General features: G+C 59.3%; 20 protein-coding genes. 14 read left to right on the forward strand and 6 right to left on the reverse strand.

Annotated elements, in window-relative coordinates; genetic code table 11:
* Positions 1 to 4: 4 nt before the first annotated feature.
* The 4 genes from ACK3EW_RS18115 to ACK3EW_RS18130 form a co-directional block, all read right to left on the reverse strand.
* On the reverse strand, positions 5 to 1,009 hold the full coding sequence (locus tag ACK3EW_RS18115) for an ABC transporter permease (protein ID WP_439119464.1): 1,005 nt from the start codon (positions 1,007 to 1,009) through the stop codon (positions 5 to 7).
* A 118-nt stretch (positions 1,010 to 1,127) separates the two neighbouring features.
* Positions 1,128 to 3,167: an ABC transporter substrate-binding protein gene (locus ACK3EW_RS18120; RefSeq protein WP_439119465.1), complete on the reverse strand. Its 2,040-nt coding sequence runs from the start codon at positions 3,165 to 3,167 to the stop codon at positions 1,128 to 1,130.
* Between the two features lie 239 nt (positions 3,168 to 3,406).
* Entirely contained in the window at positions 3,407 to 4,906 is a 1,500-nt protein-coding gene (locus ACK3EW_RS18125; RefSeq protein ID WP_493807277.1) for a sulfatase-like hydrolase/transferase, read from the reverse strand.
* Positions 4,907 to 5,006: 100 nt separating this feature from the next.
* On the reverse strand, positions 5,007 to 5,879 hold the full coding sequence (locus ACK3EW_RS18130; protein WP_085627652.1) for a LysR substrate-binding domain-containing protein: 873 nt from the start codon (positions 5,877 to 5,879) through the stop codon (positions 5,007 to 5,009).
* Positions 5,880 to 6,000: 121 nt separating this feature from the next.
* Here ACK3EW_RS18130 and ACK3EW_RS18135 point away from each other — a divergent pair, with 121 nt between their 5' ends.
* Genes ACK3EW_RS18135 through ACK3EW_RS18160 form a run of 6 tightly spaced genes read left to right on the forward strand, consistent with a single transcriptional unit; the run spans position 6,001 to position 12,846 of the window.
* Positions 6,001 to 7,182, forward strand: a complete 1,182-nt coding sequence (locus tag ACK3EW_RS18135) for a 2-aminoethylphosphonate--pyruvate transaminase (protein WP_493807278.1) — start codon at positions 6,001 to 6,003, stop codon at positions 7,180 to 7,182.
* 10 nt (positions 7,183 to 7,192) lie between these two features.
* Positions 7,193 to 8,452 carry a phosphonoacetate hydrolase gene (gene phnA / locus ACK3EW_RS18140; protein ID WP_493807279.1) on the forward strand — a complete coding sequence of 420 codons (1,260 nt, stop codon included), beginning with the start codon at positions 7,193 to 7,195 and terminating at the stop codon, positions 8,450 to 8,452.
* The gene (gene phnY / locus ACK3EW_RS18145; RefSeq protein ID WP_493807280.1) at positions 8,449 to 9,891 is read left to right on the forward strand and encodes a phosphonoacetaldehyde dehydrogenase; all 1,443 of its coding nucleotides are present in this window, start codon (positions 8,449 to 8,451) and stop codon (positions 9,889 to 9,891) included. The genes phnA and phnY overlap by 4 nt, the downstream gene beginning before the upstream one ends.
* Positions 9,892 to 9,920: 29 nt before the next feature.
* Positions 9,921 to 10,679 carry a metallophosphoesterase gene (locus tag ACK3EW_RS18150; RefSeq protein WP_493807281.1) on the forward strand — a complete coding sequence of 253 codons (759 nt, stop codon included), beginning with the start codon at positions 9,921 to 9,923 and terminating at the stop codon, positions 10,677 to 10,679.
* Positions 10,679 to 12,022, forward strand: a complete 1,344-nt coding sequence (gene pbfA, locus ACK3EW_RS18155) for a (R)-1-hydroxy-2-aminoethylphosphonate ammonia-lyase (RefSeq protein ID WP_493807282.1) — start codon at positions 10,679 to 10,681, stop codon at positions 12,020 to 12,022. Before ACK3EW_RS18150 ends, pbfA begins: the two co-directional genes overlap by 1 nt.
* Positions 12,019 to 12,846 (forward strand): EamA family transporter, encoded by an 828-nt coding sequence (locus tag ACK3EW_RS18160; RefSeq protein WP_493807283.1) that lies wholly within the window; start codon positions 12,019 to 12,021, stop codon positions 12,844 to 12,846. The genes pbfA and ACK3EW_RS18160 overlap by 4 nt, the downstream gene beginning before the upstream one ends.
* A 2-nt stretch (positions 12,847 to 12,848) precedes the next feature.
* Here the strand turns inward: ACK3EW_RS18160 and ACK3EW_RS18165 are convergent, their stop codons facing one another.
* A complete protein-coding gene (locus ACK3EW_RS18165; protein ID WP_493807284.1) occupies positions 12,849 to 13,715 on the reverse strand; it encodes a MurR/RpiR family transcriptional regulator in 867 nt (288 codons plus the stop codon).
* 103 nt (positions 13,716 to 13,818) lie between these two features.
* On the opposite strand from ACK3EW_RS18165, the gene ACK3EW_RS18170 reads away from it, so the two are divergent.
* From ACK3EW_RS18170 to ACK3EW_RS18205, 8 genes are all read left to right on the forward strand, one after another.
* Positions 13,819 to 14,589 (forward strand): N-formylglutamate amidohydrolase, encoded by a 771-nt coding sequence (locus tag ACK3EW_RS18170; protein WP_493807285.1) that lies wholly within the window; start codon positions 13,819 to 13,821, stop codon positions 14,587 to 14,589.
* Entirely contained in the window at positions 14,586 to 15,167 is a 582-nt protein-coding gene (locus ACK3EW_RS18175) for a TRAP transporter small permease subunit (RefSeq protein ID WP_493807286.1), read from the forward strand. The genes ACK3EW_RS18170 and ACK3EW_RS18175 overlap by 4 nt, the downstream gene beginning before the upstream one ends.
* Complete coding sequence (locus tag ACK3EW_RS18180) at positions 15,167 to 16,492, forward strand: TRAP transporter large permease (protein ID WP_439119476.1); 1,326 nt, start codon at positions 15,167 to 15,169, stop codon at positions 16,490 to 16,492. The genes ACK3EW_RS18175 and ACK3EW_RS18180 overlap by 1 nt, the downstream gene beginning before the upstream one ends.
* 59 nt (positions 16,493 to 16,551) lie before the next feature.
* On the forward strand, positions 16,552 to 17,589 hold the full coding sequence (locus ACK3EW_RS18185; protein ID WP_085627643.1) for a TRAP transporter substrate-binding protein: 1,038 nt from the start codon (positions 16,552 to 16,554) through the stop codon (positions 17,587 to 17,589).
* Positions 17,590 to 17,660: 71 nt separating this feature from the next.
* On the forward strand, positions 17,661 to 19,022 hold the full coding sequence (locus tag ACK3EW_RS18190; protein WP_493807287.1) for a glutamine synthetase family protein: 1,362 nt from the start codon (positions 17,661 to 17,663) through the stop codon (positions 19,020 to 19,022).
* A gap of 2 nt (positions 19,023 to 19,024) precedes the next feature.
* Complete coding sequence (locus tag ACK3EW_RS18195; protein WP_493807288.1) at positions 19,025 to 19,426, forward strand: YybH family protein; 402 nt, start codon at positions 19,025 to 19,027, stop codon at positions 19,424 to 19,426.
* Complete coding sequence (locus ACK3EW_RS18200; RefSeq protein WP_493807289.1) at positions 19,423 to 20,799, forward strand: aldehyde dehydrogenase family protein; 1,377 nt, start codon at positions 19,423 to 19,425, stop codon at positions 20,797 to 20,799. The genes ACK3EW_RS18195 and ACK3EW_RS18200 overlap by 4 nt, the downstream gene beginning before the upstream one ends.
* Positions 20,800 to 20,803: 4 nt before the next feature.
* Positions 20,804 to 21,949 (forward strand): iron-containing alcohol dehydrogenase, encoded by a 1,146-nt coding sequence (locus tag ACK3EW_RS18205; protein ID WP_493807290.1) that lies wholly within the window; start codon positions 20,804 to 20,806, stop codon positions 21,947 to 21,949.
* Between the two features lie 200 nt (positions 21,950 to 22,149).
* Here the strand turns inward: ACK3EW_RS18205 and ACK3EW_RS18210 are convergent, their stop codons facing one another.
* Entirely contained in the window at positions 22,150 to 23,376 is a 1,227-nt protein-coding gene (locus tag ACK3EW_RS18210; RefSeq protein WP_493807291.1) for a urate hydroxylase PuuD, read from the reverse strand.
* Positions 23,377 to 23,472: the final 96 nt, after the last annotated feature.

Here is a 23,472-nt window from a genome sequence, read left to right on the forward strand (position 1 = left end):
GGCGTCACCTTACGATGCTCTTGCGGACGCGCGGATCAAGTACCGCCAACAACACGTCCGTCAGGAAATTGAGCGTCACGATGGACGCGGTGAGAAGGAAAATGATCGCCCCGGCCAATTGTTGGTCGTTAGACCGCGCCAGCGCTTCGATCAACAACGCGCCCGCTTCGGTCAGCGTCAGGATCAAGGCGACGATGGGCAATTCGTTGAAGATACGGTTGAGGTCAAAGCCAAGGCTATTGACGATTGGGCCAAGCGCGTGACGGGCCGGGTAGTTCCAAAGCAATTTGCGCCCATGCACGCCGCGGGCTGACGCAGCCGTCACGTAAAGCTTGCCGATCTCGTCGGACATCAGTGCACGCACCGTTTGCAACGCAAAGGCGGTAGCCGACCAACCAAGGATGAAAATGGGCAACCACGCGTTACTCAGCAGGTCAAGAACCCGATCCACACTCCATGGTGCATCGCGATATTCGGCTGAAAACAATCCGGTCAGCGTGTCCCCGAAATAGACAGTCGAGAACAGCATGATCATCAGCGCCAGCAGGAAGTTCGGCATGGCAAGGCCAAGATAGCTGAACAGACGCAGCGAGTTGTTCAGGATCGCATTGTCAGATGCGGCTGCGATGATCCCAACTGGCAAGGCAATCGAATAGGCCAGAAGCAATGAGGCAAGACACAGACCCAGCGAGATCCAGAATTTATCACCAAGAAGCTGGGCGATATCCACGCGCAGGATACAGCTGTCGCCGAACTCGCCTTGGAATGCGTTGACGATCCACTTGCCCCACCGTTCGAGGAACGGCCTGTCCAGACCAAGGCGGATGCGTTCGTTTTCGATATCGGCGGCGGAAATCCCCGAACCTTGGGTGTTCTTGAACGCAAGGTATCGCTCCGCGCAATCGCCCGGCACCAGCTCCATAAGCGAAAACACGACCAGTGACACGATGATCAACGTGATCATCGCAAGCACTGCACGTGTCACCACGAAGCGCGCAAAATTCAACATGAAGCATGCCCCTGCATTGCGTCTGCGCCTCCGGTTGATCCGGTGTGTCGGTCAGACTGCCGTCGTTATTGCAAAAAAACGCGGGCAGCCAATGCCGCCCGCGCCAAGATCAGAGATCTTATTCGTCCAACCACCACTGTGTCGCGCGGTAGGGGTAGGTCCGGTAATATTCGTAGGACCATGTCTTGAACTCGGTGAAGTTCTTAAGGTTGTTGCTGGCATAGATCGGTTCCGGCGCTTTCACCGTGCCGATCATCACCATGTTGCTCACGAAGTTCTCCACCAGACCAGCGCCCAGCGCATTGGACTCAGCGGTGCCCGGAACAGCCGACTGGAACGCGTCGATATCAGCGGCCAGCTTTTTGGCCCATTCCGGCGGCTCAACGCCAGATGCGCCATTGGTGTCCAGCCATTCCGCCCAAAGCATTCCGGTGCGGTGTTCGAAATACGTGCCGAACGGCGGACGGAAGAAGCTGTTCAGACCCAGATGGATCGCCAGCGGCGCACCGTACTGCCACAGACCCACATCAAGGTTGTTGGCGGATTGTGCGGAACGATATTCATCCGGCGTCACTTCCTTGACCTGCGTTTGGACGCCGACATCGGCCCAGTTCTGGCCAACCAGTTCCACCACGGCACCGGCAATACCCTGAGTCGAGAATTGCAGATTCAGAGTGATCTTTTCCCCGTTGGGCAGTTCACGGAAACCGTCGCCATCGGTATCGACCATGCCGATCTCATCCAGCAGCGCCTTGGAGGTGTCTGGATCAAATTCGGCCTTGTAGGTTTCCCAGCTGGGATCAACGAAATCAGGCGCCGGGTTGAACGGTGCGATCTGGCTGGGCGTACCCTGACCGAAATACGCGATCTCGTTCAGCTCGTCGCGGTTGATCGCAATCGACATTGCTTCACGGAAACGAAGGTCATTGTAAAGCGCGCGCTTGCCTTCGTCTTCGATGGTGAAGTTGAAGCTGAAGGCTGGCATGCCAACTGTCGGCTTGAGCTGGATCGAGTAGTTGCCCTTTTCCTGATTTTCCAGGAGCAGCGGAGCGGATTCAAGACGCACGGACTGCGATTTGTAATCCACTTCGCCGTTTACCAGCTTGAGGATGCGCACTTCGTTATCGTTGATATAAAGCTCGTCCTGCGTCGAGATGTAGGGAAGCTGCTGACCAGTTGTGTCGACCTGGTGGAAATACGGGTTCGCCACCAGTTTCCGACCTTCGGTCGTGTCGGTGATGTAGATGTGCGATTCCAGCGTAGGCACAGTTGCCTTGGGCAGACCATCGACGATGTCCGCACGCGACAGCATCGGGGTCGGCGTGTCGGTCCAGTCCGAGTTGCCGTAATAGGCCAGGATCGCATCATAGCCGTTTTCAAAGCCAAGCGACTGCGCATAGCTGTCGGCATCCGGGTTGATGTCCGGGTGGAACTGGCCAAGGAAATGCTTGGGCTGGAAACCCTGCGCATAGGATGTCGCGAAGTGGGTCAGCAGACCGGGCTTTGGCGCGGGCAGATTGAAGATCACCGTCACATCATCCGGCGTGTCGACCGTCATGGTCTCACCGCCAACGGTCACGTAGTCGCGCACCTGTTCGAAGATGTTGGTATCGAGCATGATGTTGTCATGCCAGAACTTCACGTCAGCCGACGTAAAAGGCGCACCGTCAGACCACTTGTGCCCCGCACGCAGGTTGAAGGTCAGCTGGGTGTAATCGTCGTTCCACGACCACGACTTGGCGATGTTCGGAACGATTGTCTGAAGGTCATCGGAATAGCGCACGAGGTTGACGTGACGCACCGACAGGAAATCGGATGTGCCCGCTTCTGTCGCGTTCGACAGAACATTCAGTTCACCACCGTATTGACCAACGCTGTCATAAGGCACGACAACCAGCGGCTCTGCCGGGATACGCTCAGCAAGCGGCGGCAGGTCGGGGTTGCCTTTGATCTGTGCATTCAGCGCTTCGATTTCCGGGTTTGCCTTGAACTCCATGGAGCAGCCGGCGGCGTCCTGAAAGGCACTCAGCTCGAACTGTTGCGGGAATTCACCGGCGGCGACGCCTTGCATATCGGCAACTGTGACTGCGGGGCAGTTGGCATAAGCCGCTGCCGGCAGGGCAATCATGGCCACGCCTGAAAGTAGAAGTCGTTTCATTTTATCTCCTGTTGGTTCCAAGTGGTGAATGGGGGCTGTTCCCCCTTTTTCCGGTACATTCAACGTCCGGTCATTTCGGGTGTCCATAGTATCGCGCCAGCGTTCGGCAGATCTCGACGCGACGGTAGAACTGGGTTCTGGCAGTGTGCCTCCTTTATTTGGTCAGCCCGGTTGAAACAGCCGGGATGTGTATCTCTGGCAACCATGACAGATGCGTGACAGGACCAGATCAGCAAAACTCATGAGGCCACTTTCACGCCGTTGTCGGTAATCAGCGTTCTTGAGAAAGTGCCATCGCTGTTAACCATTCGATGGCAAAGCATATCCTGCATCAAATCAAGCATTGTCTGCATATGTGCTGAATTTTTTGCCAGATTTTGAACTTCCATGCCGCTGGAAACGTCCATGAGGATCGGCGGCAGCCCACCTGCAAATTGCACGAATCGCATCGGACCACGGCGCAGCACAGCCAGATTCGCGGCATCAATGGGTAGATCATGAACCGTCTGCCAAAGTGTCGGCTTGATCGGATCGCCAAAATCCAGCTCTGATACAGACACCTGTCGCCAATCTTTCGGCGCCTCGCCGTCAAGAAATGGTTTCAGGCTTTTACCATCCATAGAATGCGGCGCATCCAGCCCCAGACACTCCAGAATCGTAGGCGTGACATCTATGGACTCCGTCGGCTGCGCGACGGTCACTCCGCGAACAGTGGCCTGTGGTGCGCGAATGATCAACGGTACGTGGAATGCCGCATCATGGAACGTCATCTTGCCCCACAGCCCGTAGTCACCCAACATTTCGCCGTGATCAGCGGTCAGAACAATCAACGTATCATCATATTGACCAGTTTCCTTGAGCCAACCAATCAGCCGCCCAATGTGATGATCCACCTCTGTCGCCAGCCCAAAATACAGCTTTCGGATCATGCGCGTTGTCGCGTCCGAAGTTTCTAAATCGGGGAACCCGACAACCGTCGAAGACACTTTGGATTTGCGCCGTGCCGTCGCCACATAAGGATGCCAATCTGGATCATCGGCCTCTTGCGCAGTTGGCATGTCGGCTGCGGCATACATCTGGTTATACGGCGCAGGTGCCACAAAAGGCGGATGCGGCCGGATATAAGTCACCAAGCCAAACCAACCCGGCGGGCGTTGGCCCAAATCGTCGATCACGCGGTCCGTCAAATAGGCCGTGTCGCTATGTTCAGCTGCATAAAGCGCGGGGGAATCCGGCGTGTCCCCGATTGGCCGGTACATCTCTGGATAAGGCGGCACATCGTAGCCATGCGCGCGCAAATGATCCTCCCACGCGCTGGAATCCTCCTCCAACCGCATGCGCACCACTTCTTCGAACCCGGGCGCAAGCTCTTCATAGGAAAACAGTCTCGGATCGTCCGGTGGCAGGAATCTTGGATCATGCGAGGTGTCTGTATATCCGAACAACAACGGATCGAACCCGTGCTGCCGTGAAACCGTCGCTAGGTTCGGCGTGTCCCGCTTAAGCGGCGTCCCGTTGCGCGTGGCGCCGTGGTTTGACGCATATTGCGCGGTCAGCAAAGACACGCGGGACGGACCGCAAGGCGATGTCACGGAATAATGGTTGCTGAATGTCACCGCATCTGCAGCAAGCGCACGCATATTTGGCAGGTCGAGATGCGCCGCAAGCGCCCCAAACACGCAGTCCGCGCGCAGCTGGTCGATCACGATGAACAGCGTATTCGGCTTTGGTTTTGACACGGCATTTCCCAGACTTGAGTCGATCATGCCGAGCAAGGATCATATGTAAAGACAAGTGATTTGTATAAGCCTATAGGTAAAACCTATAGATATAACTGCGTCACGCAGTCGTCAGGGTCTTTTGCACGGCTTTCACAAACCCCCGGATCAGCGGCACATCCCTGCGCGCGGATAATGTGACAAGGGATTCCGACATTCCCAAGTCGACATCTTCGAAAGGAATGGCCTTCAGCCGCCGGTCATGCCCGAACTCAGCCTCGCTGATGAACCCGATCCCCGCCCCAGACGCGACAACCTCGCGCATTGCTTCTCGACCTTCGACCTCGATCGCGGCATTCAGTGAGAGCTTCAACCGATCCGCTTCTTCTTCGACCTGCGCCCGTGTGCGTGACCCCACTTCGCGATAGATCAGCGGGTATTGCCCCAAATCGCGGAACCGCAATTTGCGTGTCCCCTGCGGCAAATACCCTTTGGCGACCAAGGCAAGGATTGGCGTCCGCCCAAGGTCGATGCTGTCCAAATCAGGCGCAGAAATCGAATTCCCGACAACACCGATCTCCGCCTCGTAATTCCGCAAGCGACGCAACAAATCCTCGGTGTTTCCGGTGCGGATCGTCACGAACACCCCCGGACTGGCCTCACGGAACCGCCGCACGGCATCGGTGATATGCATCGCCGAGTCAGCCATGATCCGCAGGTGTCCCGAAAGTGCAGTTCGGCTTTCGTCGAACAAGGCGCTGATGCGTTCTTCGACTTCGAACATCTCACTCGTCAAACGGAACAGCGCCTCACCCGCGTCCGTCATCCGCACCTGCCGCGCTTCGCGCGTGAACAACAAGACATCATGTCGTTGTTCCAACTGGCGCACCTGATCCGAAACCGACGGCTGGGATATGTTCAAGGCGCGCGCCGCACGGGAAAACCCGCCATGCAGGGCCACGTGATGAAAGGCGCGTAGTTGACTGTACCGCATCTTTGCTCCGGGGTTCGCTGGATTGCCATAACCCTAGCCTATCAATCAATAGAGAACAAAGATTTTACATATGTCTGACAGCACCGCATATCCAAATTCAGATCAGCTTTGGGACCACACCATGTCTACTACACCGCTGCCTGCCCCGGAACTTGGGGAACCCTATCTTCTGACCCCTGGCCCACTGACCACGGCCTATGCCGTCAAGCAGGAGATGCTTAAGGATTGGGGCAGTTGGGATGACGACTTTCGGGCAATGACCCGCACGATGCGCACCCGGTTATTGGGGTTGATCGGCGATGGCGCACCTGAATACGACTGTGTTCCGATCCAAGGCTCTGGCAGCTACTGCGTCGAGGCGATGTTGGGCAGCTTTGTCCCTCGTGACGGCAAAGTACTTGTGCTTGCGAACGGCGCTTACGGACTGCGCGCAGCGCAAACGCTAGGCTATCTTGGCCGCGCCTGCCATCTGCTCGACAAGGGCGACTATCTACCACCGCGCGGGGACGAGGTTGCGGCCATCCTCGCCAACGACCCCGCCATCACCCATGTTCTCGCGATCCACTGCGAAACCTCCAGCGGCATCCTGAACCCGGTCGAGGAAATAGCCGCTGCCACGCAAGCCGCCGGGCGCAAGCTCCTGATCGACAGCATGTCAGCCTTCGGCGCCCTACCGCTGGACCCGGTCAAACTCAACTGCACCGCATTAGTGTCCTCGGCCAACAAATGTATCGAAGGTGTCCCCGGTTTCGGCTTTGTCATCGCCCGTAAGGACGAGATTGAGGCGTCCAAAGGCAACTCGCATTCCCTGTCGCTCGACGTGCACGCACAATGGGCGACGATGGAGAAAACCGGCCAGTGGCGCTTTACGCCCCCGACTCATGTGGTCGCCGCCTTCCTCAAGGCGCTTGATCTACACGAGGCCGAAGGCGGTGTGCCCGCCCGTGGCGCACGCTATACCCGCAACCGCGATGTGATGGTGCAGGGCATGCGCGATCTGGGCTTCGAGACCCTGCTCGCCGACCGCTGGCTCAGCCCCATCATCGTGACCTTCTTCTGCCCTGCCGATCCGAACTTTACCTTTCAAGGCTTTTATGACGCCATGAAAGCACGTGGGTTCATCATCTATCCCGGCAAACTGACCGTCGTGGACAGCTTCCGCATCGGGGTGATCGGGCAGATGGACGAACACGTGATGCGCCGCGTGGTGGAGGCCGCCCGCGATGCGCTGGCAGATATGAACGTCAGCAGTGCGGCCCCACCCGCCGCCGCTTTGGAAGAACGCAAGAAACTCGCCGCCTGAAGGAAAAGATATGCCGATTAAGAACTCCGTGGTCGCCAACGACCGCACCTACCCCGCGCCCAAGACCTGTGCGATTGCGATCTGTCTGGATGGCTGCGAACCGGAATACCTCGAGGTCGCCATCGCCGAAGGGCTGATGCCGACGCTCAAACGCATCCGCGAAACCGGTACAGACCGTCTGGCCCATTCGGTGATCCCCTCCTTCACCAACCCCAACAACATGAGCATCGCGACGGGCCGTCCGCCTGCGGTGCACGGCATCTGCGGCAACTTCCTTTACGAGCCGGAAACCGGCCAAGAAGTCATGATGAACGACGTCCGCTTCCTGCGCGCGCCCACCGTGTTCTCCAAGTTCTACGAAGCGGGTGCGCGGGTCGCCGTCGTCACCGCCAAGGACAAACTGCGTGCGTTGCTCGGCGCTGGCCTCAAGTTCGACGAAGACCGCGCCATCGCGTTTTCGTCCGAACGATCCGGCGACACGACCAAAGCAGAGCACGGCATCGACAAGGCGTCAGACTGGCTTGGTATGCCGGTGCCCGAAGTATACTCCGCTGACCTGTCGGAGTTCGTCTTCGCCGCCGGTGTAAAGCTTCTGAAAGAGTGGAAACCGGACGTGATGTACCTCTCCACCACCGACTACATCCAGCACAAGTTCGCCCCTGATGAACAGGGTGCCAAAGGCTTCTACGCGATGTTCGACCGCTACCTGACAGAGCTTGACGCCATGGGTGCCGCCATCGTCGTCACCGCCGACCACGGCATGAAGCCCAAGCATGACGCCAACGGCGACCCGGCCGTGATCTACGTTCAGGATCTGCTCGACGAGTGGCTGGGCGAGGCTGCCGCTCGCGTGATCCTGCCGATCACAGACCCCTATGTGGTGCACCATGGCGCGCTGGGGTCGTTCGGCACCGCCTATCTGCCTTCGGGCGCAGATCAGGCTGACATCATCGCTCGCCTGCGCGCTTTGCCCGAAATGCTCGAAGTTGTGGACAAGGCCACCGCTGTTCAGAAATACGAACTCCCCGCCGATCGCATTGGCGATATCGTCATGATCTCGACCGAGAACATGACCATCGGCACCTCTGCTCACCGCCACGACCTTGCTGCGCTCAAGGAACCGCTGCGCAGCCATGGCGGGCTGACCGAACAGGAAGTGCCCTTCATTGTGAACCGGGTCATCGACCTGCCCAACGCACCGACCCTGCGCAATTTCGATGCGTTCTTCTATGCCACCACCGCCGCCGCGCTCGGAGAGGTGCCCGCATGACCGAAATACGTCACGAACAGATGCGCATCGGTGGTGAAAAGGTCGACACCGAGGCGCGGCTTGAAGTCCGCTACCCCTATACCGACGAAGTGATCGGCACCGTCCCCATGGGCACCGCCGAGCATGCGCGCCGCGCGTTCGAGATTGCCGCGAATTACCAGTCCAAGCTGACTCGCTATGAACGCAGCCAAATTCTGCAACGTGCGGGTGAGATCATTGGCGAAAAGCGCGAGTACCTTGCCAAATGGCTGACGCTGGAACTTGGCATCTGCCATCAGCATTCGATCTACGAGACCAAGCGCGCGCAAGACGTCTACCAATTCGCCGCCGCCGAGGCCCTCAAGGATGATGGCGAGATTTTCTCGTGTGACCTGACCCACAACGGCAAGGCGCGCAAGATTTTCACCATGCGCGAACCCGTCCGCGCCATCAGTGCGATCACCCCGTTCAACCACCCGCTCAACATGGTCAGTCACAAGATCGCCCCGTCGATTGCCACGAACAACTGCATGGTGTGCAAGCCAACGGAACTGACACCGCTGACCGCGCTCACGCTCGCCGACATCCTGTATGAAGCAGGCCTGCCACCCGAGATGTTCCAGGTCGTGACTGGCATGCCCGCCAATATCGGCGACGAGATGATCACGAACGAAAACATCGACATCATCACATTCACCGGCGGCGTGCCCGTTGGCAAACTGATCGCCTCCAAAGCGGGCTACAAACGCACCGCGCTTGAACTGGGCGGCAATGATCCCCTGATCATCTGCAACGACCTGACCGATGCCGACCTCGACAAGGCCGCAACCATCGCTGTGGCAGGTGCCACTGGCAACTCCGGCCAGCGCTGCACCGCAATCAAACGCATCCTCGTGCAGGAAAGCGTCGCGGACAAATTCGTCCCAATGGTGGTCGAGAAGGCCAAGAAGATCAAATTCGGTGATCCACAAGATCCCGAAACCGAACTCGGCTGCGTGATCCATGCCCAGGCCGCCGAACTGTTCGAAAAGCGCGTCTACATGGCCGCCGACCAAGGTGCCAAGGTGCTCTACGATCCCGGTCGAAAAGGCGCACTCCTACCCCCCATCGTCGTCGATCACGTGCCTCATGACAGCGAACTGGTGATGGAGGAAACCTTCGGCCCGATCATCCCCATCGTCCGCGTCCCCGACAACGACGAAGAGGTCATGCGCATTTCAAACAGCACCGATTTCGGCCTGTCCTCGGGTGTTTGCACGAACGACCTGAACCGCGCGATTGCCTATATCAACGGTCTGAACGTCGGCACCTGCAACATCTGGGAACAGCCAGGCTACCGGATCGAGATGTCCCCCTTTGGCGGCATCAAGGACAGCGGCAATGGCGTGAAGGAAGGCGTCATCGAAGCGATGAAGTTCTTCACCAACGTCAAAACATACTCCCTGCCCTGGCCCGGATAAACATGGGGTTCACCCACAAGATCCTCTGGATGTCAGACCTGCACCAGACGGTTACGGGGCAGGTCGAAGGCGTGAACAGCCGCGCCCGGTTGCAGCAAGTGATCGAACAGATGAACAGGTCTCACCCCGACGCCCTTTGTTGCGTGGCGTCGGGCGATTTGTGCGACACCGGCACACCCGAGGAATACTTAGCACTTAGCGACACGCTGTCAGCGTTGAACGCACCACTGCTGCCGATGATCGGCAACCACGACAACCGTTCGAACCTGTTGGCAGCGTTGCCTTGTCCCGGTTCGGGGCCAGAAGGATACTACCAATACCGCTACGATCTACCTGACGCAGTGACACTGCTCTGCATGGACACCGCTTTGTCCGGCGACGATGCAGGTGCACTTGATCCCGCGCGGCTGGACTGGTTGGCAGATCAACTGCGCGAAACGACCAACCGTCGCGTTCTGGTCTTCGCCCACCACCCGCCGGGGTCGCTTGGCCTTGCGCTGCTTGACGACATGCCCTTGCTGGATCACCAACCCTTTGTCGACCTGATCGCCAATGCGCCCCAAGTCGAACACCTGTTCTGCGGACATGTGCATCGTCCCGTCTCTGGCGTAATCGGCGGCGTGCCGTTTACCGCGCTCCGCTCCATCGCGCATCAAACCCGACCGCCGCACCAGATATGGGACTGGTCCAATTTCGTCACCCCAGAGGAACGCCCCCAATACGCGGTCATTCTGATCGGCCCGGATCGGTTGGTGATCCAGATGACAGATATTGAGGACCCCGCCTGATGCGACACACTGAAGGCGAAGCCAACACCAGTGCCGCGCGGGCCGACTGGTCCGCCCGCGAAACGCATAGCGAAACGCGCGACCTGCTCGCCCGTGACGCTGACGCGTTCCTGCATCAGTCGCTGTCCTCACCCTGCCTCAGCACCATCGCCAAGGCCGAAGGCATCTGGATCGAAGACACCTCTGGCCGCCGTTTCATGGATTTCCACGGCAACTCCGTGCACCACATCGGCTACGGCCACCCGCGCCTCGTGCAGGCGGTGAAAGACCAGATTGACGTGCTGCCCTTCTCGCCCCGCCGGTTCACCAACGACGTCTCCGTCACCCTCGCCGAACGCTTGGGCAAACTCGCGCCCGGCGACCTGACCAAAGTCCTCTTTACCACCGGCGGATCAGACGCCGTCGAAGTCGCCCTCCGCCTTGCCCGCGCCGCGACAGGCCGGTTCAAAACGATCAGCTTCTGGGACGCCTTCCATGGTGCTGGCTTTGGCGCGTCCAGCGTCGGCGGCGAGGCAACGTTCCGCAGCCACATCGCGGGCCCGCTCCTGCCGGGTGCGGAACACGTCGCCCCCTTCCATTGCTACCACTGTGCCTATGGCCACCCCGGCCCCGAATCCTGCGGCTTGGCCTGCGCCAAGATGGTCGAATTCGCACTTGCCCGCGAAGGCGATGTGGCCGCCGTCATCGCGGAACCCATGCGCGCCGTGCCGGTCGTCCCTCCACCCGGCTACTGGCAAGCGGTGCAGGCCGCCTGCCGCAAACACGGCGCACTGCTCATCATGGATGAAATCCCGACGGGCCTCGGCAAGACAGGCCGCATGTTCGCCTTCGACCATGACGGGATCGAACCCGACATCGTGGTTCTCGGCAAGGCGCTTGGCGGCGGTATGCTCCCCATCGCGGGGATCATCGCGCGCGATAATCTGAACATCGCCGGCGACTTCGCCATCGGGCACTATACGCACGAGAAAAACCCGGTCACAGCCCGCGCCGCACTGACCACGCTTGACATCATCGAGGACGAAGGACTGGTCGACCGCTCCGCCACCCTTGGCACCCATGCCCAGAACCGCCTGAAAGATGCGCTGCACGATCACCCGAATGTCGGCGACATGCGTGGGCGTGGTCTCATGTTCGGGGTAGAAATCGTCACTGACCGCGACAGCCGCACCCCCGATCCAGACCGCGCCGAACGCATCTATTACGCCTGCCTGGACCAAGGTCTCAGCTTCAAGATCAGCGCTGGCAGTGTGCTGACCCTGTCACCCCCGCTCGTCATCAGCCAAGCCGATCTCGACACCGCCCTGAACATCGTCATCGACGCGATCCGGACCACTGTGTGAGCACAACCGTCCTTCTGATCGTCCTGCTCGCTGCGCTGCTCCACGCGCTCTGGAACGCGTTGGTCAAAACCTCGACCGACCGCGCGATAACGCTGGGACTGGTCGCAACGGGCCACTGCCTGCCCGCCTTTGCCCTCATGCCCATTGTTCCCATCCCGGCAATCGAGGCGTTTCCCTTCATCATCGCCTCCACGGTGATCCACTGGGCCTATTACTACTTCCTGAACGTCTCCTACCGCTTCGGCGACCTGTCGCTGATCTACCCCATCGCACGCGGCACCGCCCCGGTCATGGTCGCCTTGGGTGCAATGATCTGGGCTGATGAGTCCCTGCCGTTTTGGGCGTGGATCGGCATCCTGACCGTGTCCGCAGGGATCATGATCCTTGCCGCGATCCGCAACGCCGACAGGCGCGGCATCGGCGCAGCCCTTGCCACGTCGGCGATCATAGCTGCTTACTCCGTTGTCGACGGCATCGGCATTCGCGTTTCCGGCACACCCATCGGCTATGTCGTCTGGCTTTTCGCCGCCGAGCTTTTCGTGGCCGTTTTCGTCATTGGTACCCGGTTTGAACGCGCACGCAGCATCAGCCAGCGGTCGCTGATCCTTGGCCTCACAGGCGGTGTCATCTCGGGCCTTGCCTACGGTCTGGCCCTCTTCGCCAAAACACTCGCGCCCATCGGAATCGTGTCGGCAGTGCGCGAAACATCAGTGATCTTTGCCGCTCTGATCGGCGTCTACTGGCTGGGTGAAGGCCCGGCGCAACGACGCCTTGTCGCCGCGTCAGTCGTGGCTCTGGGCGTGATCATCCTTGCCCTCAGCTAGGCTCAGGGTTTTCGGAAAATCCGTGTCGAGCGGAACATATCTTCCAAGGCTTCGATACGCTCGCGGGCTGTGTCGGAGACACGCGTCTGCACCTCAGCCACAAGCGCTTCGATGATCAGGTTGATGGCCAGCGTCGAATCCCAGCTCGACGGCACTTCGATCATCGCGTTTACCACATGGTCCGCGAGCCCAGAGATCGGCGACCCCCACTGATCAGTGAACAGGATAATCTCGGCCCCGCGCTCTTTCGCCAACTCAGCCAGACGTTCGAGATCACGTTCGTACCGCCGAATGTCAAACAGGATGAGAACCGACGCACGATCCATGTCGAGAATGTATTGCGGCCAGACATTTGGCGACGCGCCAAGCAGCGTCACCGCAGGGCGAATGATCTGAAGGTGGTTGTAGAAGTAATCCGCATTCGACCGCGTGATCCGGCCACCCGACAGATAGACCGGCCTCTGACGATCCGCGAGAACCCCAGCGATGGCATCCAACGTTCCCGGCTCCAGCCGATCAATGGTGCGGCTCAGATTGTCGAAAACCGCTTCGGCAAAGGCAGTAAAAGCTGCCGATCCTGGTTTGGTGTCACCCCAGCCTTCGCGCTTACGGATAGGCGTCTTGAATTGCTCAGATGCCTCGTCACGCATGGCGGCCTGTAGTTCGGGGAAGCCGTCAAATCCCAGCTTGCGTGCAAGACGGATCACGGTCGGTGTAGACACCCCCGCCGCTTCAGCAATGCGGGTGATGGATTGCAAGCCACCCACCGGGTAATCGCGCATCAGAACGCTGGACAATTGCCGCTCTGCAGGTGTCAGAGCACCAGCCTGATCGTGCAGCCTGTTTTTGACCGAAAGGGGTTTCGCCATCGTCTGACGCCTTTTGTAGCAATCGCTACATTGATACTCACTTTGGTACAATAATCAACGAAATTGTCTTGACAGGTCCAAGACCCGCAACCCTAATGACGGCGTGAGCACAGCCAAAGATCATACGATTCTGGGCCCGAATGACGGGCCGGCCGCAGAGGTGATCAATCCTCAAGGCGGGGCAGCGATATGTCTTGTCTGCGAACACGCAAGCGCCTTCATTCCGCCCGCTCTGGCCGATTTGGGCGTTGCACCTGAACACCGATTAAGCCACGCAGCGTGGGATATCGGCGGTCTCGATCTGGCGACGGCCTTGTCTGCGAAACTCGATGCGCCGCTGGTGGCCTCACGCGTGTCGCGCTTGGTTTATGACTGCAACCGCCCGCCCAGCGCGCCCGGTGCGATCCCCGAACGGTCCGAGGTCGTGGATGTTCCCGGCAATGTCGGCCTGTCCGATGTCGCCCGCGACGCGCGAGTGTCAGACGTCTATGACCCGTTCAAAGACCTGCTCCGCACGACGCTCGACCGTTTCACGACGCAGCCTCTGCTCGTCACCATTCATTCCTTTACACCCATCTGGTTCGGCCAACCGCGCGAGGTGGAATTGGGCCTACTGCACGATAGCGACGACAGGCTGGCGCGCGCGATGCTGGCCAACAGGCCGGACGGCTTAGATGCACGGCTCAACGCGCCCTATTCGGTGACCGACGGCGTCACCCACACACTGCGCGAGCATGCCATCCCGCGCGGATTGCAAAACGTGATGATCGAAGTGCGCAACGACCTGATTTCCGACGCAAGCGGTGTCGCCCGGTTCGCAGACATCCTGAGCGCCATGCTCACCAAAGCCCTCGCCACGCAGGAGGCGCTATGATCCGCGTGCTGCAGGCCTATGTCGGCGTGATCGACCCGGTCAACCGCATGATCGGGCGTATTGTCATGTACGGTATCTTCGTGATGATGGGTATCCTGCTCTGGTCATCCGTGACCAAGGTGTTCTTCCTGCCGTCACTCTGGACACTGGAAATGGCCCAGTTCGCAATGGTCGCCTATTACATCCTTGGTGGGCCGTACTCGATCCAGATGGGGTCGAACGTGCGAATGGATCTGATCTATGGCGAAATGTCCGACCGCCGCAAAGCCGCCATCGACGCGGTCACTGTAGTCTTTTTGCTGATCTATCTCGGCTTCCTGCTTTACGGCGGCATCGCCTCCACAGCCTATTCCTTTGGCTATTTCGGGTCCGAGCCCATCGGCTTTTTCGCGGGTCTCGTCACGGGAAGCGAAGAAATCGGCTTTATGGAGCGCAGCCCAACAGCATGGCGGCCCTACCTGTGGCCAATCAAGACGATCATGGTGATCGGCATTTTCCTGATGCTGCTGCAAGTGCTGTGCGAACTGGCTAAGGACATCTTGCGCCTTAAAGGACATGACATGGGGGCCAAGGTCTGATGCCGTACGAGATGATTGCGGCGCTCATGTTCTCGACCATGATGCTGATGCTTCTGACGGGCCAGCGCGTGTTCGGCGCCATCGGCTTTGTGGCTGTCGTTGCCGCGTTCTTCCTCTGGGGGGATCGTGGCGGATACGACCTCGGCTTCTCGGCCGCGATGAAGCTGATGAAATGGTATCCGCTACTAACCCTGCCGATGTTCATCTTCATGGGCTACGTGCTTTCGGAAAGCCGCATCGCCGACGACCTTTACAAAATGTTCCACGTCTGGATGGGCGGTCTCTCCGGTGGTCTTGCCGTGGGCACCATCGGTCTCATGGTTCTGATTTCGGCCATGAATGGCCTCAGCGTCGCGGGCATGGCCATCGGCGCCACCATCGCGCTGCCCGAACTTCTGAGGCGGGGATACGACAAACGTATGGTCACCGGGGTGATCCAAGCCGGGTCCTCATTGGGAATCCTTGTGCCACCCTCGGTGGTGCTGGTGCTCTACGCGATGATCGCCCGCCAGCCGGTCGGTCAGCTATGGCTTGCTGGTGTGATCCCCGGCCTGATGATGGCGACCATGTTCGTCGTCTACATCGTGGTCCGTTGCAAACTGAACCCGTCGCTTGGCCCCGTCCTGCCAGCAGAAGAACGTGACATCCCGCGCGCCGAAAAGCTGCGCCTCCTGCGCGCCGGGCTTTTGCCGCTAGCGATCTTCTTCATCATGATGGTCCCCTTCGTGAACGGCTGGACCTCGCTGGTCGAAAGCTCGGCGATTGGTGCACTCGCCGCATTCATGGCTGCTGTTCTGAAGGGCCGCATGACCCGCGAGGTGTTCGAGAACTCCGTTCGCCAGACGCTCGGCATTTCCTGCATGTTCATGTGGATTATCCTCGCCGCACTGGCCTTTGGCGCAGTGTTCGACGGTCTAGGGGCCGTCAAGGCAATCGAAAACCTCTTTACCGATCAACTCGGCCTCAGCCCTTGGGTGATCCTGATCCTGATGCAGCTTAGCTTCATCGTCATGGGCACGTTCCTTGACGACACAGCAATGCTGGTGATCGTCGCGCCACTCTACGTCCCGTTGGTGGGCGCGCTTGGCTTCGACCTGATCTGGTACGGAATCCTCTATACGATCACGACCCAGATCGCCTATATGACACCACCCTTCGGCTATAACCTGTTCCTGATGCGCGCCATGGCCCCGCCAGAAATCGGCCTGCGTGACATCTATGTGTCGATCATCCCCTTCGTCTTGGTGATGGTCATCGCGCTGGCCGTGATCATGATCTTCCCGCAAATCGCCCTTTGGCTGCCGGAATACGTGTATGACAAATAACCACAATCAAGACTCCGCGAACGGAGCGCAGAAACCCAAACCAACTGAGAGGACATAATATGACCACCAGACGTAAGTTTCTAAAAACCGCAGGGATCGCCGGTGTCGGAACGCTTGCCGCCCCCGCAGTCGTCAAAGCGCAATCCGCGATCACTTGGCGTTTTCAGACCTATGCCGGGGCCGCCTTGGGTGAACATGTGACCAAACCGGTCATTGACTACATCAACGCCAATTCCAACGGCGAACTCCAAGTCGAACTGTTCTACGCGGACCAGATCGTGCCCACTGGCGAACTCTTCCAGGCGCTTCAGCGCGGCACAATCGACGGAGTGCATTCGGATGACGACTCCATGGCGTCCCCGACCCCGCTGCGCCAGTTCGGCGGCTACTTCCCCTTTGCCACCAAGCACATCCTCGACGTGCCGGTGCTGTTCAACCAGTATGGCCTCAAGGAAATCTGGGAAGAAGAGTACAACAAGGTCGGCGTCAAATGGATCTCGGCCGCAGGTCAGGATCCGTGCAACTTTAACACCACCAAGGAAATCACCTCGGTCGCCGACCTCGACGGCCTCCGCCTCTACACCTTCCCAACCGCCGGTCGCTTCCTGTCCAAGTTCGGCGTCGTCCCTGTGTCGATCCCATATGAGGATGCCGAAGTCGCGGTTCAGACGGGCGAGCTTGACGGCATGGCGTGGTCCGGCATCACCGAAGACTACACCGTGGGCTGGGCCGACGTGACCGACTACTTCCTCACCAACAACATCTCGGGCGCATGGATCGGATCGTGGTTCATCAACCAGCAACGCTGGGCCGACCTGCCGGATCACCTCAAATCCGTCGTCATGGCGGCAACCGAAGCGGGCCACACCTACCGCAACCAGTGGTACTGGGGCGGCGAAGCGGCACTGCGCGCCAATGGCGACAAGCTGCAACTCCGCCAGGTTCCGCCAAGCGAATGGGCCGAGGTTGAAAACGCGGCCAAGGAGTTCTGGAATGAGGTTGCTGCGGAAGGTGAGATCCAAGAGAAGATCATCAACATCTTCCGCGAGTACAACAGCGTGATCAACCAAGCTGGTGCGCCCTACAACTTCGAATAATCGAACAAGGCTGCACTCAGAAGCGATCCCCTGCGGGGGGTCGCTTTGATCGTGAATGAAAGGACGAAACGATGGCCCACATGACCCTTGATGACCTGCAAGCCAAAGCCGAAACCGGCGCAATCGACACTGTTCTGGTTTGCATGGTCGACATGCAGGGACGTCTGATGGGCAAACGCTTCCACGTCTCAAACTTCATTGAGTCAGCATGGAAAGAAACACATTGCTGCAACTACCTGCTGGCCACAGACCTCGAAATGGCCACACCCGATGGCTACAAGTCCACAAGCTGGGAAGCGGGCTATGGCGACTATGTCATGAAGCCAGATCTGACCACGCTGCGCGCGATGCCGTGGCTTGAAGGCACGGCGATGGTGCTCTGCGATCTGATCGACCACAACACACACGAACCCGTACCCCACTCCCCGCGCCAAATGCTCAAGAAGCAGGTCGCACGCCTTGATGCGATGGGCCTGACGCCAATGATGGCGACCGAGCTGGAGTTCTTCCTGTTTGAACACAGCTACGACGAAATTCGCAAATCGGGCTTCCGCAACCTGACCCCGATCAGCGGTTACAACGAGGATTACAATATCCTCCAGACCACCCGCGAAGAACATGTGATGCGTCCGATCCGCAACCATCTGGTGGCCGCCGGTGTGCCCGTTGAAAACTCCAAGGGCGAGGCCGAGACCGGTCAAGAAGAGCTGAACATTCGCTACGCCGACGCGCTCGCCTGTGCCGACAACCACACGATCGCCAAACACGCGGTCAAGGAAATCTCTCAGATGCACGGCCACGCGGCAAGCTTCCTGCCCAAATGGCACGCCAGCAAGGTGGGCAGCGCCGCCCATGTGCACCAGTCGCTGTTCAAGGGCGACACCAACGTGTTCCACGACGCGAACGCCAAGCTGACCATGTCGGACACAATGAAATCCTACGTCGCCGGCTTGATCAAATACGCCCCGGACATGACCGTCTTCCTTGCGCCTTACGTCAACAGCTACAAACGCTTCCTGCCCGGCACCTTCGCCCCGACCAAAATCGCATGGTCGGTGGACAACCGCACCGCAGGCTACCGCCTTGTGGGCGATGGCACCAAAGGCGTGCGGATCGAATGCCGTATCCCCGGCTCCGACATAAACCCCTACCTCGCCTGCGCCGCGCAACTTGCCGCTGGCATCGCCGGGATGGAGGAAAAGCTGTCTCTGGAAGAACCTGTTTCGGGCGACGTCTATAACATGACCAACATCCCCGAGATCCCCAACACCCTGCGCTCTGCCACCGAAACACTGCGCAGTTCCGACATGCTCCGCAAAGCGATGGGCGATGACGTGATCGACCACTACACCCGCGCCGCCGAAGTGGAACAAGAAGCCTTTGACGCCGTTGTCACCGACTGGGAACTCCAACGCGGATTTGAACGAGCCTGACCATGACAGCGGTGGTGCAATTCCAAAGTATCATGAACAGCTACCTAGAAAGGTATGCAGCTCATGATTCCAAAGGATGCGCAGACCTATACGCTGAGGATGCGGTAATCCTTTCACCCTACGGACCTCCGGCCATAGGCCGGGCCGCCATCCGCGACGAACACGCCGCATGGTTTCTAGAAGGCGAAACAAACAAGTCGATGACCGTGCTCGACGCAGCTCTGGATGGTGCAACAGGTTTCTGCCTCGTTGCCTATTCGGCAGATATTTCGGGCGAACAGGGACAAACTCGCATCTACGGAGCAAGCTTGAACACTCCGAAAAAAGATCCAGACGGAAAATGGCTGATCCACCAGACCAGCCTGAACGAACTCGAACATGATATGACACAGGCAATCAAATGACCAAGACCGTAGACCTGATCTCACCGATTGACGGATCGGTGTATCTCACGCGCGACGTGCTGACCAAAGACGCTGCCTTTGCCGCCGCCAAACGCGCCAAAGCCGCCCAAGCCGACTGGGCCGCGCGCCCGGTATCCGAACGCACCACAATGGTCCGCAAAGCAGCCGAGATCATTGGCACCCAGCAAGACCGCATGACGACCGAACTGGCGCACCAGATGGGCCGTCCGATCCGCTACGGTGGCGAATTCGGCGGCTTCAACGAACGTCTGACCTACATGGCAGACGTGGCCGAAGACAGCCTCGTCCCACTGGAGATCGAAGACAGCGATGCCTTCCGCCGTGTGATCAAACGCACCCCGTGGGGCACCGTTCTGGTCATCGCACCGTGGAACTACCCCTACATGACCGCGATCAACACCGTGGCCCCCGCCCTCATCGCGGGCAACACGGTGATCCTGAAGCATGCAGGCCAGACCCTGGCCGTAGGCGACCATCTGGCCGAGGCGTTTCACGCCGCTGGCGTGCCCGAGGATGTGTTTCAGAACCTCGTCCTCGACCACGACACCACCTCCGCTCTTCTGTCGGAACGTGCGGTGGATTTCGTCAACTTCACCGGATCGGTCGGCGGTGGCCAAGCCATCGAACGCGCCGCAGCGGGCACCTTCATCCCTGTCTCGACCGAGCTTGGCGGCAAGGACCCCGGCTATGTCCGCGCCGATGCCAATCTCGACGCGGCGGTCGACACGCTGCTCGATGGCGCGATGTTCAATTCGGGCCAGTGCTGCTGTGGCATCGAACGCATCTATGTCCACGAAAGCCGGTACGACCAGTTCGTCGAAAAGGCCGTCGCTTGGGTCAACGCGCAGAAACTCGGCAACCCTCTGGATCCCGAAACCACAATGGGCCCAATGGCCAATGTCCGCTTCGCCAAAGAAGTCCGCGCTCAGATCGACGAGGCGCTCGCGGACGGCGCAACAGCGCATATCGACACCATGCCAGCAGACGATGGCGGTGCTTACCTGACCCCACAGATCCTGACCAACGTCACCCACAAGATGCGCGTCATGCGCGACGAAAGCTTTGGCCCCGTTGTCGGGATCATGCCGGTCAAAGATGACGAAGAAGCCATCGCCCTGATGAACGACAGCCAGTTCGGCCTCACCGCCTCCATCTGGTCCGCCGACACCGCAACGGCAGAAGCCATCGGCGACCGGATCGAGACCGGAACCGTTTTCCTCAACCGCTGCGACTACCTCGACCCCGCGCTCTGCTGGACAGGCTGCAAGGACACCGGACGCGGGCAAGGTCTATCCAAACTGGCGTATCAGGCTCTGACTCGCCCCAAATCCTACCATCTCAAGAAGGCATAAGCCGATGTCGCTTAAAGCAAACTGGTCCTACCCCACCGCCATCCGTTTCGGCGCGGGCCGCATCTCGGAAATCGCCGAGGCGTGCCTAGCCGCTGGCATCTCCAAGCCGCTCCTTGTCACCGACCGAGGCCTCGCGGATATGGAGATCACCACCAAGACCCTGAACCTTGTCGAACAGGCCGGTCTGGGCCGCGCGATGTTCTCGGATGTTGATCCCAACCCGAATGAAAAGAACGTCGAAGAAGGCCTCAAAGTCTACCGCGAAGGCGGTTTTGACGGCGTCATCGCCTTTGGCGGCGGCTCTGGCCTCGACCTCGCCAAGACGCTCGCCTTCATGGCGGGCCAGTCCCGCCCACTGTGGGATTTCGAAGACATTGGCGACTGGTGGACGCGTGCCGACCCCGCCGGCATCCATCCCATCGTCGCTGTGCCCACAACCGCTGGCACCGGGTCCGAAGTGGGCCGCGCCAGCGTCATCACCAACTCTGAAACCCACGAGAAGAAGATTATCTTCCACCCCAAGATGCTCCCCGCCGTGGTGATCTGCGACCCAGAGCTGACCGTGGGCATGCCCAAGTTGATCACCGCAGGCACCGGGCTTGACGCCTTCGCACACTGTGTCGAGGCCTATTCCAGCCCGCATTACCACCCGATGAGCCAGGGCATCGCGCTCGAAGGCATGCGCCTTGTCGTCGACAACCTGCCCCGCGCCTATGCCGACGGAACAGACATCGAAGCCCGCGCGAACATGATGAGCGCTGCCGCCATGGGCGCGACCGCCTTCCAGAAGGGCCTCGGCGCGATCCACGCCCTGTCCCACCCCATCGGCGCGCATCACCACACGCACCACGGCACCACCAACGCCGTCTTCATGCCCACCGTGCTCAAGTTCAACGCCGACGCCATCCGCGACCGCTTTGACCGGGCCGCAGGTTATCTCGGCATCGACGGCGGTTTCGACGGCTTCTGCGCCTTTGTCGATCAGTTCAACGCGGGCTTCGCAATCCCGAAAACGCTCACCGATCTGGGTGTGAAGGATGCGAACCTCGACGTTCTCGTCCGCGACGCTTTGAACGATCCGTCCACAGGCGGCAACCCGGTCACCATGACCGAGGCCAACACACGGACGTTGTTTGAGTCGGTCCTCTAAGCCGTGACTTCACCGCGTGACCTAAAGAATACGATCATGGATTGGGCTTAGTTCAGCTAAGCGGGGCAAAGTGGCGATTCCACTGTCAGACAAATGTCGCGCCCGCCCCGTGGGGGCGGTTCGGGCGCTGCCAAAGCTTTGCTTTGGCTATTGATCCGATATTTGACTGGGCAACATGGGCTCGCCGCTGACATGCGGCCTTACTCCACCGCCCGATACCAAGCCACAATCTGGGCCCGCGCCGCGTCATCCATCTGGATGGCGTTCGGCGGCGGCATCGCGTGCGACCGTCCAGCTTGCAGATAGATCTGATGCGCATGCTGCGCCACGTCGGCCTCGGTCTCCAGATAGACACCCTTGGGCGCCCAGCGAATACCGTCCCACAAAGGCTCGCGCGCGTGGCACATCGAGCAATTGCCCTGCACCACGTTATACGCGTCTTCGAACCCGTCGGCGGAGGCAAAGCGCATCTCGAACTCGGTCATCGGACGCTCTGCCGCCTCGTCATAGGTCTCTGACCCGCCCAGCGTCGACAGCCACGCAATCGCGATAAAGATCACAGCCGTCACCGCCCAGGTCCAGTTCGGCTGGCCTTTGCCCGCGTGCATGGAGTTGAAGTAGTGCCGGATCGTGACCCCCATCAGGAACACCAGTGACGCGATCAGCCACGCGAACTCGGTCCCAAAGGCCAGCGGGTAGTGGTTCGACAGCATCAGGAAGATCACTGGCAGCGTCAGGTAGTTGTTATGCGTCGACCGCAGCTTGGCGATCTTGCCATACTTGGGATCCGGCGTGCGCCCCGCCTTGAGGTCGGCCACCACAATCCGCTGGTTCGGCATGATGATGAAGAACACGTTGGCCGTCATGATCGTCGCCGTGAACGCCCCCAGATGCAACAGCGCGGCGCGACCCGTGAACACCTGATCATAGCCCCACGCCATGATCACAAGGATCGCAAACAGAAGCAGCATCAAAACGGTCGGCTGTTCGCCCAGCGCGGATTTGCACAGGAAATCATAAAGCAACCAACCAATGGTCAAAGAAAGCACAGAAATCGCAATCCCCTGCCAAAGCGCAAGATCAGCCTTGGTTGGGTCAAGCAGGAACAATTCGCCCCCAACCCAGTACACGATCATGAGCAAAGCCGCCCCAGACACCCAGGTGATATAGCTTTGCCATTTGTGCCAGATCAGGTGTTCGGGCATGTTCTCGGGGGCGACCAGATATTTCTGGATGTGGTAGAACCCCCCGCCATGCACCTGCCATTCTTCACCCGACACCCCAACAGGCGCATGGGCGGCCTTTCTCAATCCTAGATCCAGAGCGATGAAAAAGAATGACGCGCCGATCCAGGCCATCGCGGTGATGACGTGCAACCACCGTACCGCAAAGGCGATCCAGTCCCAAAGAACGGCGAAATCATACATGGCGAGAGGCTCCCTTTGGCAGTTTCCGACAACCTAGCGGCAGAGCCATTCTTCTGCTATTCCGATGAAAACCCAAGCTGTATCAAAAATCTGCGA

It is taken from the genome of Marivita sp. NO-S04 (assembly GCF_059070475.1).

Bases quoted from the DNA above. Each gene is read 5' to 3' on its own strand.
- ACK3EW_RS18185 (WP_085627643.1), top strand. From the start codon at position 16,552: ATGACCACCAGACGTAAGTTTCTAAAAACCGCAGGGATCGCCGGTGTC.
- ACK3EW_RS18165 (WP_493807284.1), bottom strand. From the start codon at position 13,715: ATGGCGAAACCCCTTTCGGTCAAAAACAGGCTGCACGATCAGGCTGGT.
- phnA (WP_493807279.1), top strand. From the start codon at position 7,193: ATGCCGATTAAGAACTCCGTGGTCGCCAACGACCGCACCTACCCCGCG.
- ACK3EW_RS18130 (WP_085627652.1), bottom strand. From the start codon at position 5,879: ATGCGGTACAGTCAACTACGCGCCTTTCATCACGTGGCCCTGCATGGC.
- ACK3EW_RS18200 (WP_493807289.1), top strand. From the start codon at position 19,423: ATGACCAAGACCGTAGACCTGATCTCACCGATTGACGGATCGGTGTAT.
- ACK3EW_RS18120 (WP_439119465.1), bottom strand. From the start codon at position 3,167: ATGAAACGACTTCTACTTTCAGGCGTGGCCATGATTGCCCTGCCGGCA.
- pbfA (WP_493807282.1), top strand. From the start codon at position 10,679: ATGCGACACACTGAAGGCGAAGCCAACACCAGTGCCGCGCGGGCCGAC.
- ACK3EW_RS18115 (WP_439119464.1), bottom strand. From the start codon at position 1,009: ATGTTGAATTTTGCGCGCTTCGTGGTGACACGTGCAGTGCTTGCGATG.
- ACK3EW_RS18190 (WP_493807287.1), top strand. From the start codon at position 17,661: ATGGCCCACATGACCCTTGATGACCTGCAAGCCAAAGCCGAAACCGGC.
- ACK3EW_RS18175 (WP_493807286.1), top strand. From the start codon at position 14,586: ATGATCCGCGTGCTGCAGGCCTATGTCGGCGTGATCGACCCGGTCAAC.
- ACK3EW_RS18135 (WP_493807278.1), top strand. From the start codon at position 6,001: ATGTCTACTACACCGCTGCCTGCCCCGGAACTTGGGGAACCCTATCTT.
- ACK3EW_RS18205 (WP_493807290.1), top strand. From the start codon at position 20,804: ATGTCGCTTAAAGCAAACTGGTCCTACCCCACCGCCATCCGTTTCGGC.
- ACK3EW_RS18150 (WP_493807281.1), top strand. From the start codon at position 9,921: ATGTCAGACCTGCACCAGACGGTTACGGGGCAGGTCGAAGGCGTGAAC.
- ACK3EW_RS18210 (WP_493807291.1), bottom strand. From the start codon at position 23,376: ATGTATGATTTCGCCGTTCTTTGGGACTGGATCGCCTTTGCGGTACGG.
- ACK3EW_RS18180 (WP_439119476.1), top strand. From the start codon at position 15,167: ATGCCGTACGAGATGATTGCGGCGCTCATGTTCTCGACCATGATGCTG.
- ACK3EW_RS18195 (WP_493807288.1), top strand. From the start codon at position 19,025: ATGACAGCGGTGGTGCAATTCCAAAGTATCATGAACAGCTACCTAGAA.
- phnY (WP_493807280.1), top strand. From the start codon at position 8,449: ATGACCGAAATACGTCACGAACAGATGCGCATCGGTGGTGAAAAGGTC.